A 15,492-nucleotide genomic window follows, 5' to 3' on the forward strand; every position below is an offset into this window, starting at 1 on the left:
GTGTCGCACCCGTAGGTCGGGGTCGGATAAGACGTTTACGCCGCATCCGACAAGGCATCAGATCCCAAATCATTCCTGGAGCAGGAGTCATGTCATGAGTAAACTTTTGGATCGCTTTCGCTACTTCAAACAAAAGGGCGAAACCTTTGCCGATGGCCACGGACAGGTGATGCATAGCAACCGCGACTGGGAGGACAGCTATCGACAACGTTGGCAATTCGACAAAATCGTGCGCTCCACCCACGGCGTTAACTGTACTGGCTCCTGTAGCTGGAAAATCTATGTCAAAAACGGCCTGGTAACGTGGGAAATCCAGCAGACCGACTACCCGCGTACCCGCCCTGACCTGCCCAATCATGAACCCCGCGGCTGCCCACGCGGCGCAAGCTACTCATGGTATCTCTACAGCGCCAACCGCCTGAAATACCCACTAATTCGTAAGCGGTTAATCGAATTGTGGCGCGAAGCACTTAAACAGCACAGCGATCCGGTGCTGGCGTGGGAATCGATTATGCATGACCCGCAAAAGTGCTTAAGCTACAAACAGGTGCGCGGACGCGGCGGGTTTATCCGCTCTAACTGGCAGGAGCTGAATCAACTGATTGCCGCTGCTAACGTCTGGACTATCAAAACTTACGGGCCGGATCGTGTTGCCGGATTCTCTCCGATTCCGGCAATGTCGATGGTCTCTTACGCCGCAGGAACACGCTATCTGTCACTACTCGGCGGCACCTGCTTAAGTTTCTATGACTGGTATTGCGACCTGCCACCCGCCTCACCGATGACCTGGGGCGAGCAAACCGACGTCCCTGAATCTGCCGACTGGTATAACTCCAGCTATATCATCGCCTGGGGGTCTAACGTACCGCAGACACGCACGCCAGACGCCCACTTCTTTACTGAAGTACGCTACAAAGGCACCAAAACTATCGCCATTACTCCTGACTACTCGGAGGTGGCGAAACTGTGCGACCAGTGGCTGGCTCCGAAGCAAGGCACCGATAGCGCGCTGGCGATGGCGATGGGGCATGTGATTTTAAAAGAGTTTCATCTCGATAATCCCAGCGATTACTTTATCAACTACTGCCGCCGCTACAGCGATATGCCGATGCTGGTGATGCTGGAACCGCGTGACGATGGCAGCTACGTTCCCGGACGAATGATTCGCGCGTCCGATCTGGTGGATGGACTGGGTGAAAGCAATAACCCGCAGTGGAAAACTGTGGCATTTAATACCGCAGGTGAACTGGTCGTGCCCAACGGTTCGATTGGCTTTCGCTGGGGCGAAAAAGGCAAATGGAATCTGGAATCCATTGCCGCAGGTGCAGAAACCGATTTGTCATTAACCCTGCTCGGCCAACACGACGCTGTCGCTGGCGTGGCTTTCCCCTACTTTGGCGGCATTGAAAATCCGCATTTTCGCAGCGTAAAACACGAACCCGTCCTGGTGCGTCAGTTACCTGTTAAAAACCTGACATTAGCCGATGGCAACACCTGTCCGGTCGTCAGCGTTTATGATCTGGTGCTGGCAAACTACGGCCTCGATCGCGGGCTGGAGGACGAAAACAGCGCGAAAGATTACGATGAAATCAAAGCCTACACCCCGGCCTGGGGTGAGCAAATTACCGGTGTACCGCGCCAGTATATTGAAACCATCGCCCGTGAATTTGCCGATACCGCCCATAAAACCCACGGGCGCTCGATGATTATCCTCGGTGCTGGCGTCAACCACTGGTATCACATGGATATGAACTACCGTGGGATGATCAATATGTTGATTTTCTGCGGTTGTGTCGGGCAAAGCGGCGGCGGCTGGGCGCATTACGTTGGTCAGGAAAAACTGCGCCCGCAAACCGGCTGGCTGCCGCTGGCATTTGCGCTGGACTGGAACCGGCCACCGCGCCAGATGAACAGCACTTCGTTTTTCTACAATCACTCCAGCCAATGGCGCTATGAAAAAGTCACCGCCCAGGAACTGCTCTCACCGCTGGCCGATGCCAGTAAATACAGCGGTCATCTGATTGATTTCAACGTTCGCGCTGAGCGCATGGGTTGGCTACCTTCCGCGCCGCAACTGGGGCGTAACCCGCTCGGGCTGAAAGCCGAAGCCGATAAGGCCGGATTATCACCCGCCGAATTTACCGCTCAGGCGTTGAAGTCAGGCGAGTTACGCATGGCCTGCGAACAGCCGGACAACGGCAGCAATCATCCGCGTAACCTGTTTGTCTGGCGCTCTAACCTGCTTGGCTCCTCCGGCAAGGGTCACGAGTATATGCAGAAATATCTGCTGGGTACGGAAAGTGGCATTCAGGGGCAAGAACTTGGGCCGACGGAGGGAATTCAACCGGAAGAAGTAGAGTGGCAAACCGCCGCGATAGAGGGAAAGCTCGACCTGCTGGTAACGCTCGATTTCCGTATGTCCAGCACCTGCCTGTTTTCCGATATCGTCCTGCCTACCGCCACGTGGTATGAGAAAGACGATATGAATACCTCGGATATGCATCCGTTTATTCATCCACTTTCTGCGGCGGTCGATCCCGCCTGGGAATCACGCAGCGACTGGGAAATCTACAAGGGTATCGCCAAAGCGTTCTCGCAGGTGTGCGTGGGCCATCTCGGCAAAGAAACTGACGTGGTACTTCAGCCATTGTTACACGACTCTCCGGCAGAGCTATCCCAACCGTGCGAAGTGCTCGACTGGCGCAAAGGTGAATGCGATCTGATCCCCGGCAAGACTGCGCCTAATATTGTGGCGGTGGAGCGCGACTACCCTGCTACCTACGAACGCTTTACCTCACTGGGGCCGTTGATGGACAAACTCGGCAACGGTGGTAAAGGTATTTCATGGAATACCCAGGATGAAATCGATTTCCTCGGCAAACTCAATTACACCAAACGCGATGGCCCGGCTCAGGGGCGTCCGCTGATTGATACCGCCATTGATGCATCGGAAGTGATTCTGGCGCTGGCACCGGAAACCAACGGCCATGTTGCGGTAAAAGCCTGGCAGGCGCTGGGTGAGATCACCGGACGCGAACATACTCATCTGGCGCGGCATAAAGAAGATGAAAAGATTCGCTTCCGCGATATTCAGGCGCAGCCGCGTAAAATCATCTCCAGCCCGACCTGGTCTGGCCTGGAAAGCGATCACGTCTCCTACAATGCGGGATACACCAACGTTCACGAGTTAATTCCGTGGCGCACGTTGTCTGGCCGTCAGCAGCTCTATCAGGATCACCCGTGGATGCGTGCCTTTGGCGAAAGTCTGGTGGCTTATCGCCCACCTATCGACACCCGTAGCGTTAGCGAAATGCGCCAGATCCCACCAAACGGCTTTCCGGAAAAAGCCCTTAACTTCCTGACACCGCATCAGAAATGGGGCATTCACTCCACTTATAGTGAAAACCTGTTGATGCTGACGCTCTCACGCGGTGGACCGATTGTCTGGATCAGCGAAACCGATGCCCGTGAACTGACTATTGTTGATAACGACTGGGTGGAGGTCTTTAACGCCAACGGTGCGCTGACTGCCCGCGCGGTAGTCAGCCAGCGTGTACCGCCGGGCATGACCATGATGTATCACGCTCAGGAACGGATTATGAATATCCCCGGCTCGGAAGTGACCGGAATGCGCGGCGGTATTCACAACTCGGTCACCCGCGTTTGTCCGAAACCGACGCATATGATTGGCGGTTACGCGCAACTGGCCTGGGGCTTTAACTACTACGGCACCGTCGGCTCGAACCGCGACGAGTTCATCATGATCCGCAAGATGAAGAACGTGAACTGGCTGGATGATGAAGGTCGCGATCAGGTACAGGAGGCGAAAAAATGAAAATACGTTCGCAAGTCGGCATGGTGCTTAACCTCGATAAATGTATCGGCTGTCACACCTGTTCGGTGACCTGTAAAAACGTCTGGACTGGACGCGAGGGTATGGAGTACGCGTGGTTTAATAACGTCGAAACCAAACCGGGCATTGGTTACCCAAAAAACTGGGAAGATCAGGAAGAGTGGCAAGGCGGCTGGGTTCGCGATGTCAATGGCAAGATCCGCCCGCGGCTGGGCAGCAAAATGGGCGTGATAACCAAAATCTTTGCCAATCCGGTGATACCGCAGATCGACGACTACTACGAACCTTTTACCTTCGACTATGAACATTTGCATAGCGCGCCGGAAGGTAAACACATTCCCACTGCGCGTCCACGTTCGCTGATCGACGGCAAACGGATGGACAAAGTGATCTGGGGGCCAAACTGGGAAGAACTGCTGGGCGGAGAGTTCGAAAAACGCGCCCGCGACCGCAACTTCGACGCCATGCAAAAGGAGATGTACGGTCAGTTTGAAAATACCTTCATGATGTATTTGCCGCGCTTGTGCGAACACTGCCTTAACCCAAGCTGTGTGGCGACCTGCCCCAGCGGCGCTATCTATAAACGCGAAGAAGACGGCATTGTGCTGATCGACCAGGACAAATGTCGTGGCTGGCGCTTATGCATCAGCGGTTGTCCGTACAAAAAAATCTACTTTAACTGGAAAAGCGGCAAGTCAGAAAAATGCATCTTCTGTTATCCGCGAATTGAGTCCGGACAGCCAACGGTCTGCTCCGAGACCTGCGTAGGTCGCATTCGATATCTTGGTGTGCTGCTCTACGACGCCGACCGCATCGAAGAAGCGGCGAGCACGGAACGTGAAGTTGATCTCTATGAGCGCCAGTGCGAAGTGTTCCTCGATCCGCACGATCCCTCGGTGATCGAAGAAGCCCTGAAGCAAGGTATCCCACACAACGTGATTGACGCCGCCCAGCGTTCGCCGGTTTACAAAATGGCAATGGACTGGAAACTGGCGCTGCCGCTGCACCCTGAATATCGCACCCTGCCGATGGTCTGGTATGTGCCACCGCTGTCACCCATTCAGTCTTACGCCGACGCGGGCGGACTGCCCAAAAGCGAAGGCGTGCTGCCGGCCATCGAAAGCCTGCGTATTCCGGTGCAATACCTCGCCAATATGTTAAGTGCGGGTGATACCGGCCCTGTACTACGGGCACTGAAACGGATGATGGCGATGCGGCACTATATGCGTTCGCAAACCGTAGAAGGCGTAACTGATACCCGCGCAATTGACGAAGTGGGTTTGAGCGTCGCCCAGGTCGAAGATATGTATCGCTATCTCGCTATCGCCAACTATGAAGATCGGTTTGTCATCCCAACCAGTCATCGGGAAATGGCGGGTGATGCGTTTGGAGAGCGTAACGGCTGTGGCTTTACCTTTGGCGACGGTTGCCACGGCTCTGATACCAAATTCAACCTGTTCAACAGTAGCCGGATCGATGCCATCGACATTACCGAAGTACGCAATAAAGCGGAGGGGGAATAATGCAAATCCTCAAAGTGATCGGCTTGTTGATGGAGTATCCGGACGAGCTGCTATGGGAGAACAAAGACGACGCACTGGCGCTGATTCGCCGTAACGCGCCGATGCTCACCGATTTCACCTGCGACCTGCTCAATACACCGCTGTTGGATAAACAGGCTGAATGGTGTGAAGTGTTTGACCGTGGACGTACCACTTCTCTGCTGCTATTCGAGCATGTTCATGCCGAGTCCCGCGATCGCGGTCAGGCAATGGTAGATCTGCTGGCGGAGTATGAAAAAGTCGGCCTGCAACTAAATTGTCGCGAGCTGCCTGATTATCTGCCGCTGTATCTGGAGTATTTAAGTGTGCTGCCGGATGACCAGGCTAAAGAAGGTTTGCTCAACGTTGCGCCAATCCTCGCCCTGCTTGGCGGACGCTTAAAACAACGCGAGGCACCGTGGTATCCGTTGTTTGACGCCCTGCTGCATCTGGCGGGAAGCACTCTTTCAAGTGACAGTGTCACAAAACAGATACGCAGCGAGGAGCGCGACGACACCCGTCAGGCGCTGGATGCAGTGTGGGAAGAGGAACAGGTGAAGTTTATTGAAGATAACGCCACGGCGTGTGACAGCTCGCCGCTTAATCAATATCAGCGACGCTTTAGCCAGGATGTCGCACCGCAGTATGTCGACATCAGTGCGGGAGGTGGGAAATGATTCAGTATCTGAACGTCTTTTTTTACGATATCTACCCGTACTTGTGTGGCACGGTTTTTATCCTCGGAAGCTGGCTGCGCTACGATTACGGACAGTACACCTGGCGTGCCTCCTCCAGCCAGATGTTGGATAAACGTGGAATGGTGCTGTGGTCGAACTTGTTCCATATCGGCATTCTGGGGATCTTCTTCGGCCATTTGTTTGGCATGCTAACGCCACACTGGATGTACGCATGGTTTCTGCCAGTGGCGGTAAAACAGCAGATGGCGATGATCCTCGGTGGTATTTGCGGTGTGCTGACACTGATTGGCGGAGCGGGGTTGCTGGTACGCCGTTTAACGAATCCGCGTATCAGGGCGACGTCTTCTGGTGCGGATATCCTGATCCTCGCCATTTTGTTAATTCAGTGCATTCTGGGGTTAACCACCATTCCCTTTTCAGCACAACATCCGGACGGCAGCGAAATGATGAAGCTGGTGGGCTGGGCGCAAAGCATCGTCACTTTCCAGGGCGGTGCATCGACGCATCTTGATGGTGTGGCTTATATCTTCCGCGTTCATCTGGTGTTAGGAATGACCATCTTCCTGCTCTTCCCGTTCACCCGACTGGTGCATGTGTGGAGTGCGCCGTTTGAGTACTTTACCCGTCGGTATCAGATTGTGCGCTCGCGGCGTTGATTCTCACGTTGGCCGGATTAGCCCTTCGCTCTCCGGCCACTTGCAGGCTATGCTAGTTCTCCAGCCACAGGAGAACGTTAATGAAACCGCAGGTTTACCACGTCGATGCTTTTACCTCTCAACCGTTTCGCGGCAATTCTGCCGGTGTTGTTTTCCCTGCCGATGATCTCAGCGAAGCGCAAATGCAGCTTATCGCCCGCGAATTAGGCCATTCTGAAACCGCTTTTCTGCTGCACAGCGACGACAGCGATGTGCGCATTCGCTACTTTACGCCAACGGTTGAAGTGCCGATTTGCGGTCACGCGACCGTGGCGGCGCACTATGTGCGTTCGAAGGTATCAGGTTTGGGGAATTGCACCGTCTGGCAAACGTCACTGGCGGGAAAGCACCGCGTGACTATCGAAAAACATAACGATGATTATCGTATTTCGCTGGAACAAGGTTCCCCTGGCTTTGAGCCACCGCTGGAAGGCGAAACACGTGCGGCGATTATCAACGCGCTTCATCTAACTGAAGACGACATTCTGCCCGGTTTGCCGATCCAGGTGGCGACTACCGGACACTCAAAAGTGATGATCCCGTTGAAGCCGGAAGTGGATATCGATGCCCTTTCACCAGACCTTGCTGCGCTGACTGCCATCAGTAAACAGATTGGCTGTAATGGTTTTTTCCCCTTCCAGATCCGCCCTGGTAAAAATGAAACCGATGGACGCATGTTCTCGCCTGCAATTGGCATTGTGGAAGATCCGGTTACCGGCAATGCCAACGGCCCGATGGGCGCATGGCTGGTGCATCACAACGTGTTACCCCACGATGGCAATGTATTGCGTGTTAAAGGCCATCAGGGGCGCGCATTGGGTCGTGATGGAGTGATTGATGTGACGGTGACAATTCGCGATAACCAGCCGGAGAAAGTGACTATTTCTGGTACGGCGGTGATTTTATTTCATGCCGAGTGGGCAATTGATCTTTAAAACCGTTGCCATAAATGGCAGAAAAACAAATTGCCTGATGTGCTTCGCTTATCAGGCCTACAACCGCATCATAATTTATTGAATCTGTTGGCTAATGTAGGCCGGATAAGACGTTTACGCCGCATCCGGCACTCTGACACAAACTATTTACCTGCCTCCGGATGCGTATCAAATGCTGCCATCACCTGCGCCAGCTCATCCTCAGTGAAACCATGTTTTGCATCATCCACGCCCAGACCAAACTGCTCCTGCATCACGGCATATAACGACGCTACATCTGGCAAATTCTGCTGCTCTGCTACGTGACCATTTTCATAACGGGTAAAATGGAAATTGGTCAACGTCAGCTTGCCGCCATCTGGCAAATGACGGCACATCAGCAAATGATGGCGAAAATGCGATTGCGGCCAGTGCGCCGACCAGAAGTTGCCCATCACATAATCGCTTTGCTGCTGTTCACAGAGATCAAAACGGTACATCGACTGCCAGTGCTGATGATGATTAAACTGCAAAATCCAGTCGTCATTTTCCTGTCGCAGGCGATACTCTCCGTGCGGCGTGGCTTGCACGATGTCAGGCACTAAACGAATCGGCGCGGTTAACGTCTGCCCACCAAAACCGACATCGGCAATCCAGCGTTCATCTTCCAGCTCCACCAACAGCAAACGGTGCGTGCGCGGCGGCAACGATGGTGGATTAGATAACACCACGCGTCCTAACAGACTACGAACGTTGAAACCTAACTCGCGTAACACCCGCTCAAACACGCCATTCTGCTCAAAGCAGTAACCACCACGACGGGCGATGACCAGCTTATCTTCCAGCGATTGATCATCCAACTGCATTTCCCTCGGCAGCAAGACGTCGAGGTTTTCAAACGGAATGGTGCAATTGTGTTTCAGGTGTAATGCGCGCAGCGTGTCGATGTTGACCGCAGCGGCTCCCGACCAGTTAATGCGGGCAAAATAGTGATTCAGAATGGGCGTCATCAGGCGTTTCCCTAAGTGGTTTTATCAACTTATAACCTGGATTAGACGTAACACCGGCTATTTTGTGCGTTCGTGGACATCCATCACGTTCGTAAATCGCCAATCCCGTTAATTTCGTTGCTTATTGCGTTACGAGCTACGCTTTTAAAACCCCCTTCATAGCGAGGCGATACCGTGAGCCGATTTATTCCCGTCGAGTTGCATCATGCCAGCCGTCTGTTAAACCACGGCCCGACTATTTTGATTACCAGTCACGATAAACTGTCCCAGTTACGAAACGTAATGGCCGCAGCCTGGTCGATGCCTGTAGAATTTGAGCCGCCGCGGGTGGCAATTGTGGTGGATAAATCCACCTGGTCACGGGAGTTGATAGAACGTAGCGGCATGTTTGGCATTGTGATCCCCGGCGTAGCGGCAACTAACTGGACCTGGGCGGTAGGTAGCGTTTCAGGGCGCGATGAAGATAAGTTTAACTGTTACGGCATTCCTGTCGTGAAAGGTCCGGTGCTGGGTTTACCGTTGGTCGAAGAGAAATGTCTGGCGTGGATGGAATGCCGCCTGCTGCCCGCGACTTCTGCGCAAGAAAAATACGATACTCTATTTGGCGAAGTTGTGTCGGCAGCGGCAGACGCGCGGGTATTTGTCGAAGGTCGCTGGCAATTTGATGATGATAAACTCAACACCCTTCACCATTTAGGCGCTGGCACTTTCGTTACCAGCGGTAAACGCGTCACGGCAGGATAGCGCGCTACATGCTGTAACCCGGTTTTTTGATCAATGTCGCCATCTGGGGCGCGATTTCGCTGTCCCAGACAGCTTGCCATGCTTCCGGTTGGATCTGCTGTAGTGCGATGCTGATCGAACTCTCTTTACTGTTCAGATGGCGAATAATGACGTCGGTAATCTCCGCGGCCAGTTCCGCTTTTTGTTGCTCGTCCAGTTCACGGGGAAAACACTTAATATCAATATGTGGCATTGTTATGCTCCTTTTTAAAGACTGCCAGCAAAATTAGCACAAGCCGAAAACGTCATGTGTTCTTTGATGCGAAATGATGTGCAAAGAGATAGCGATATTTACGTCGCCATTTTAATAACGCATATATACTATTAGCTTCCACAATAATAAACACCTGCCTTGTAATATACAGAATCTATTCTTTATTTCTTATCATATTAAGAAAATTCACGACATCCAGCTTGCTGATTTATTAATGCCAATTATAGTTATTCTTGCCCTCTCTAAGAATTTTCGCTCGGAATATCCTTTCTTTTATAAAGTCTTTCTGGAGACACTTGCGATGCAGCTTAATCATATTGCTAAAAGTCTGCTAGTCATGGGATTATTCACCACCAGTTCACTTCCTCTCATTGCCGCGGAAGCACCAAAAGAGGCCACCTCAGCCACCCAACAAGCGAATAATGCGCTTTATAGTCAATTACCCTTTTCCGATAACACCGATTTCACTGATGCTCATAAAGGATTCATTGCCCCCATACCTCAGGAGGTGATTAAGGGTGAACAAGGGAACGTCATCTGGAATCCACAGCAATATACTTTTATAAAAGAAGGCGATAAAGCACCTGATACGGTTAACCCAAGTTTATGGCGTCAGGCGCAACTGATAAATATCAGTGGTTTATTTGAAGTAACCGACGGCGTCTATCAAATTCGCAATCTCGATTTATCAAATATGACCATCATCGAAGGTAAAGAAGGTATTACCGTCGTTGACCCACTGGTTTCTGCAGAAACAGCCAAAGTGGGTATGGATCTTTATTACAAAAATCGTGGTCAAAAACCGGTAGTGGCAGTTATCTACACGCACAGCCATGTCGATCACTACGGTGGCGTTCGCGGCGTGGTTGATGAAGCTGACGTTAAATCAGGTAAAACAAAAATTTATGCACCAGCCGGTTTTTTAGAGGAGGCCGTTTCAGAAAATATTATGGCTGGCAATGTGATGAGCCGAAGAGCCAGTTATATGTACGGCAACTTATTGAAACCTGATGCTAAAGGCCAGGTTGGAGCCGGGCTGGGAACAACAACGTCAGCAGGAACAGTTACATTGATTGCCCCTACCAACTACATCACCAAAACCGGGCAAAAAGAGACGATCGATGGGTTGACCTACGATTTTCTGATGGCGCCCGGTTCCGAAGCACCTTCTGAAATGTTGTGGTTTATCGAAGAAAAGAAACTGATCGAAACTGCAGAAGATGTCACGCACACCCTCCACAACACCTATTCACTGCGTGGTGCCAAAATTCGTCAACCTCTTCCCTGGTCCAAATACATCAACGAGGCACTCAATTTGTGGGGTGATAAAGCGGAGATAATTCTCGCTCAGCATCACTGGCCAACCTGGGGCAATGACAACGTCATTAAACTGCTAAAAACCCAACGCGATTTGTATCGTTACATCAACGATCAAACGCTGCGCATGGCGAATCAGGGGCAGACCCGCGATGAGATCGCCGCAAACTTTAAATTACCCTCCTCACTTGCTAACACCTGGGCGAATCGCGGGTATTACGGTTCGGTGAGTCATGATGTGAAAGCAACTTATGTGCTTTATCTCGGTTGGTTTGATGGTAACCCGGCAACGCTTGATGAATTGCCGCCAGAAGACGCTGCGAAGAAATTTGTCGAATATATGGGCGGTGCTGATGCCATTTTACAAAAAGCCAAACAGGATTATGACCAGGGTAATTTCCGCTGGGTTGCCCAGGTTGTCAGCAAGGTGGTATTTGCCGATCCAAATAACCAGGCTGCGAGAAATCTGGAAGCCGATGCGCTTGAACAGTTAGGCTACCAGGCAGAATCCGGGCCGTGGCGTAATTTCTATCTTACTGGCGCACAGGAATTACGTAACGGCGTGCAAAAACTGCCAACGCCAAATACTGCCAGCCCTGACACTGTACGCGCAATGACGCCGGAAATGTTCTTTGATTATCTTGCGGTGCACATTAATGGCGAGAAAGCAGCAGACGCTAAAGCTGTATTGAATTTTGATTTCGGTGAAGATGGCGGCACTTATAAAGTAGAGCTTGAAAATGGTGTGCTCAATCACACTGCAGGTACGCAAGCATCTGATGCTGACGCGACAATCACTCTCTCCCGCGATGTCTTGAATAAAATCGTTCTGAAGGAAGAGACATTGAAAGAAGCGATAGATAAAGGCGAAGTCAAAATCAGTGGCAATGCAGAGAAACTCAACGAAATTATAGACCCCTGCTGCCCATTGTCTATTAGGCGTTAGGCTATATGGATAATTTTGAATTCTGGTTCAATATTGTGACGCCATAAGTTCAGCATAAATTGGGCAGGCTTCCTGCCCTTTTCTGGTTATAAGAAATGATTTTTGATAAAAGAAAACACTCTCATTATTCGTGGAAAAAACGACAGGATATGGTTATTCGTGGAATGTCGATTAGCCTGCCGTGGTTTGCCTTGATTAACATCGGTTTTTCATCGATGATTTTGCTGCGAAGCATTTTATTCAATGAGGATATGACTTCATGGTTTAATGAGGAAAACCTTGTACATACTATTGATATTTCATCATTTGGCATTCTGCTGATCAGTGGCCTTTTATTGGCCCCCCCCCGCAAAAACGTACTGTATATTCAGCAGTTATTGTTCGTTCTAAGCCTGTTATGGTCATGGTGTTGCTTTTATTTTATTGCACACTGGACGCTACCTTTTGCTTATCCGCTATGTGTATTATTAATGCTTAGCGCCATTGTTGCATTGTATTTTCATACTCCATCACTACTCGCATTTATCATTCCCTTATGGTTTACCATTCCGTTAGCCAGTCTTATGCTCAATCATCATTTAAATATTCATTTCGTTGTTATCTGGTGCCTTTTTTCTCTCGCTCTCTATGGTGGACGTTTTATTTTATTACGTTGGTTTGAAGAAGCATGGCAACAAAACAGATACAACAACCTGCTAATTAATCGCCTCGACGCATTGGCTCATCGCGATCCCTTAACGGGAGTGGCAAACCGACGGGCGCTGGATAGTATTTTAGGTGATGCAGTAGAACAAGAGGCCTCATTTGCCCTAATTATGCTGGATGTCGATTTTTTTAAACGCTACAACGACACTTACGGACACCCGGCGGGCGATCGTTGTTTGATACAAGTTGCCGATGTACTGCAACGCGCAATTCGCCAGCCCGAAGATATAGTCGCTCGTTATGGTGGCGAAGAATTTGCCATTATTCTTTTTAATGCCTGCTTGCAGGAAGCCGAAAAGATAGCAGCCAGAATTAAGCAAGAACTTAAACTAGCAGCGATTGCCCATCAGGCATCTTCTGTAAGTGCGTTTGTTACGGTTAGCCAGGGGATCACCTGCTCTGCTCCCGCCAAAACGACTGAACAAATAGTTGCAGATGCCGATGCTGCGCTGTACCGGGCGAAAGAAAGCGGGCGGAACCGGTGGGCTTTGTAAGCTTTGGGAGACAAGTCAGATTACGCTCCCTTTTCCTCAAAGGCTGTATTTAGCCGCCCTTGGTTTCCTTTTACAGCGAATAAATAATCACCTCCCTGTTTTTGTATCTTCTCTGCAATATCTTTCTGGCACCCCACCGCATCAGTTATGATAATTTTTCCTTTAATATCCAACATGTTAAGAAGTTCAGGGATAGCTGTGATCTCATTAGATTTCTCATCCGTCTTGATCTGTCCGATGACCAGACTGTGCATTATTGAGAACGCACTAATGACATGAATCGCTCCCTTGCGCCGACTCTTGTCATAAGAGTGCCAGAGCGTTTTTCCATCAATTGCGATGACGTCTTTATCATCTGAAGAATGGCAGTCACGCATCCAGTTAATAAAGCACTCATGAAATTTTGCAGGACTGATACAGGATACAACTCTGGCAATAGTATCGTGAACAGGAATACCATTTTCAAAATCACCATATTGCTTCAAAAAATCGAGATGCGTTTCACCAAAATCCTCTATATCTTCCCAACCTTCTGCACCAGAAATAACGACACAAATAGTCAACAGTAGAATATCAGAAAATTCATGTTCCACTTTCCAGGCTTGTCTGTAATCTGGGATAATAGAAATATGTCCCATCAATTTTTTAAGTTCCATTTTGTTCTCCTTAATTATGTAAGGAGTATTTGATCATGTATAAGCAATGAAAAACAGCTTTAGGTAATAAGGAATATCTTAATTATTGAACATTTAGTGCGAATTATTTAGTACAAAAAAGCTGCGTTACGTGATCTTTCCCTGACTGGTCATTGCTTCCGGCAGGCGTTCAGCACCGTGTGGTAGTAATATACCGTGGTTTTCGGCGGGCGCGTGTCCTGCGGTTTAATCACCTGCAGGGTAAAACGATCCCCCCTGGCCAGCGGCTCATAGCTGTCACCGCTGAACCTCTATGACCTTACCCGGGCTGTCTTCACCGCACAGCCGCATCCCGTCCCAGAAAAAACGCCCCCTTTCCGGGGCAGGTTCCGCTTCGCCCTCATCATGCCACCGGTACAGCCGTTTCCCCGTCCGTCGCCCTAGCAGATCGTATCCATACTCCAACTCCACCTTTAGGTACTTTTCTTCTTTGCGTTCATCATCACGGACAGTTTCCCATACCGTGCCTGTCGGGTATTTTAAAATCACTTAAATTTTTTAGATATGAAAACCCCTCGAGTGATTCATTGTATCCACATTTGACAAGATCATTCCTTAATATTAGCAGTAATTTATTCCACTCACTGATAAAAATATCAATAGGTATATTCAATGAATACAAATTATCACTATCACCACTACTATCATCTAAAAATGAAACTGTAATCCACTTTGCTTTAATATTTAACATATTAGCATCTATGACAAAATCCCATATAGCTGTAAAAGTACTTGATAAAAATGAAACTGAAAAAATTTTTTTATTCCTATCCGTTAAGGCGTTTAACATTCGAATAATGTCATTATACATTTCACTAATATCACCTTTCCGATCTAAGCGCGTAATGTGTTCATTCCAATTTAAAACAATATCATGCGTATATTCAACATATATAGATTCGATTGCTTCAGATACACTTATATCCTCCTCATCCTTTTCTCCCAATACAAAGTCATCTAATACTTCTATTGAAAACATATTACCTCCAACACCCGTTCAACAAGAATAAAAAGGTCTTAAATTTAATCAGTATATATAGGCTCAGCGGTTTTCGAGTTTATTGGGAATCCGTGAAAAGTACCATCGCCATTATTACGAACGCGAATTTTATCTGGGATATCAATTGTTCCATCAGGATTAAATACAACTGACGAATGATCTGAATTTATTGGAAAATCTTTCATTTCCCCTGGCTGTAATGTGGCTGCTTTTTCGCCTGCATATTTTAAATCTCTTTTACTTCCCCATTTACCTTGAGGTAGTGGTGCCCTACCTGTTTTTCTGGCTTGATCTTCCGCTCTTTTTAAAGCGTCATTTTGCGTCCATTTTATACCATGAGCTTTACCCCTCAAATATCCATTTTCAGGTTTCAAACAACTCAAACCCAGAGGATCGATCCAACTTACTGGATTAGGCGCATAAGCATACAAGTTCAGCCCACCCGCCAGCCCTATCGGGTCCGTTACTATGAACCGCCCGACATCCGGATCATAGTAACGGTGCAGATTGTAGTGCAGCCCCGTTTCCCTGTCGAGGTACTGTCCCTGGTAACGCAGGTTCTGTTCCACCCTGCCGTGGTCCTTCTCCTGTATCGTGTTACCCCAGACCTGATACCCCGTCTCCCAC

General features: G+C 49.6%; 11 protein-coding genes and 2 pseudogenes. 8 read left to right on the forward strand and 5 right to left on the reverse strand.

The features are described 5' to 3' along the window. The first annotated feature begins 94 nt into the window (after positions 1-94). The 5 genes from narZ (at position 95) to C7B16_RS19730 (ending at position 7,722) form a co-directional block, all read left to right on the forward strand. On the forward strand, positions 95-3,835 hold the full coding sequence (narZ, locus tag C7B16_RS19710) for a nitrate reductase Z subunit alpha (RefSeq protein ID WP_105268333.1): 3,741 nt from the start codon (positions 95-97) through the stop codon (positions 3,833-3,835). Then, positions 3,832-5,376: a nitrate reductase subunit beta gene (narH, locus tag C7B16_RS19715; protein WP_000702537.1), complete on the forward strand. Its 1,545-nt coding sequence runs from the start codon at positions 3,832-3,834 to the stop codon at positions 5,374-5,376. The genes narZ and narH overlap by 4 nt, the downstream gene beginning before the upstream one ends. Next, positions 5,376-6,071, forward strand: coding sequence for a nitrate reductase molybdenum cofactor assembly chaperone (narW, locus tag C7B16_RS19720; RefSeq protein WP_001516391.1), 696 nt, complete (start codon positions 5,376-5,378; stop codon positions 6,069-6,071). The genes narH and narW overlap by 1 nt, the downstream gene beginning before the upstream one ends. After that, complete coding sequence (gene narI, locus C7B16_RS19725; RefSeq protein WP_000617141.1) at positions 6,068-6,748, forward strand: respiratory nitrate reductase subunit gamma; 681 nt, start codon at positions 6,068-6,070, stop codon at positions 6,746-6,748. The genes narW and narI overlap by 4 nt, the downstream gene beginning before the upstream one ends. A gap of 80 nt (positions 6,749-6,828) precedes the next feature. Beyond that, a complete protein-coding gene (locus C7B16_RS19730) occupies positions 6,829-7,722 on the forward strand; it encodes a PhzF family isomerase (RefSeq protein ID WP_000804361.1) in 894 nt (297 codons plus the stop codon). Positions 7,723-7,865: 143 nt separating this feature from the next. On the opposite strand, the gene nhoA is transcribed toward C7B16_RS19730, so the two are convergent. After that, complete coding sequence (nhoA, locus tag C7B16_RS19735; RefSeq protein WP_000187926.1) at positions 7,866-8,711, reverse strand: N-hydroxyarylamine O-acetyltransferase; 846 nt, start codon at positions 8,709-8,711, stop codon at positions 7,866-7,868. 174 nt (positions 8,712-8,885) lie between these two features. On the opposite strand from nhoA, the gene C7B16_RS19740 reads away from it, so the two are divergent. Then, positions 8,886-9,455 (forward strand): flavin reductase family protein, encoded by a 570-nt coding sequence (locus tag C7B16_RS19740; protein ID WP_000085920.1) that lies wholly within the window; start codon positions 8,886-8,888, stop codon positions 9,453-9,455. A 4-nt stretch (positions 9,456-9,459) separates the two neighbouring features. Here the strand turns inward: C7B16_RS19740 and pptA are convergent, their stop codons facing one another. Further along, complete coding sequence (pptA, locus tag C7B16_RS19745) at positions 9,460-9,687, reverse strand: tautomerase PptA (RefSeq protein WP_001120151.1); 228 nt, start codon at positions 9,685-9,687, stop codon at positions 9,460-9,462. 322 nt (positions 9,688-10,009) lie between these two features. Between pptA and C7B16_RS19750 the strand changes: the two are divergent. Beyond that, positions 10,010-12,018: pseudogene (locus C7B16_RS19750) on the forward strand (alkyl/aryl-sulfatase). 102 nt (positions 12,019-12,120) lie between these two features. Continuing rightward, positions 12,121-13,170 (forward strand): membrane-associated sensor domain-containing protein, encoded by a 1,050-nt coding sequence (locus tag C7B16_RS19755; RefSeq protein WP_107180023.1) that lies wholly within the window; start codon positions 12,121-12,123, stop codon positions 13,168-13,170. 29 nt (positions 13,171-13,199) lie between these two features. Here C7B16_RS19755 and C7B16_RS19760 read toward each other — a convergent pair. The 3 genes and pseudogenes from C7B16_RS19760 to C7B16_RS25405 all read right to left on the reverse strand — a co-directional run. After that, a pseudogene (locus tag C7B16_RS19760) lies at positions 13,200-13,826 on the reverse strand (ISAs1 family transposase); the annotation flags it as partial. Positions 13,827-14,307: 481 nt separating this feature from the next. Beyond that, the gene (locus C7B16_RS19770) at positions 14,308-14,844 is read right to left on the reverse strand and encodes a hypothetical protein (protein WP_107180022.1); all 537 of its coding nucleotides are present in this window, start codon (positions 14,842-14,844) and stop codon (positions 14,308-14,310) included. Positions 14,845-14,888: 44 nt separating this feature from the next. Beyond that, positions 14,889-15,492 (reverse strand): RHS repeat-associated core domain-containing protein (locus tag C7B16_RS25405; RefSeq protein WP_236942156.1); only part of this gene is annotated, 604 nt, incomplete at its 5' end.

Source organism: Escherichia sp. 20412-1 (assembly GCF_003027595.1).
GTDB lineage: Bacteria > Pseudomonadota > Gammaproteobacteria > Enterobacterales > Enterobacteriaceae > Escherichia > Escherichia marmotae.

Excerpts from the sequence above, each read along its gene's own strand:
- C7B16_RS19730 (WP_000804361.1), top strand. The coding sequence starts at position 6,829 with ATGAAACCGCAGGTTTACCACGTCGATGCTTTTACCTCTCAACCGTTT.
- narZ (WP_105268333.1), top strand. The coding sequence starts at position 95 with ATGAGTAAACTTTTGGATCGCTTTCGCTACTTCAAACAAAAGGGCGAA.
- narI (WP_000617141.1), top strand. The coding sequence starts at position 6,068 with ATGATTCAGTATCTGAACGTCTTTTTTTACGATATCTACCCGTACTTG.
- pptA (WP_001120151.1), bottom strand. The coding sequence starts at position 9,687 with ATGCCACATATTGATATTAAGTGTTTTCCCCGTGAACTGGACGAGCAA.
- C7B16_RS19770 (WP_107180022.1), bottom strand. The coding sequence starts at position 14,844 with ATGTTTTCAATAGAAGTATTAGATGACTTTGTATTGGGAGAAAAGGAT.
- C7B16_RS19755 (WP_107180023.1), top strand. The coding sequence starts at position 12,121 with ATGGTTATTCGTGGAATGTCGATTAGCCTGCCGTGGTTTGCCTTGATT.
- nhoA (WP_000187926.1), bottom strand. The coding sequence starts at position 8,711 with ATGACGCCCATTCTGAATCACTATTTTGCCCGCATTAACTGGTCGGGA.
- narW (WP_001516391.1), top strand. The coding sequence starts at position 5,376 with ATGCAAATCCTCAAAGTGATCGGCTTGTTGATGGAGTATCCGGACGAG.
- narH (WP_000702537.1), top strand. The coding sequence starts at position 3,832 with ATGAAAATACGTTCGCAAGTCGGCATGGTGCTTAACCTCGATAAATGT.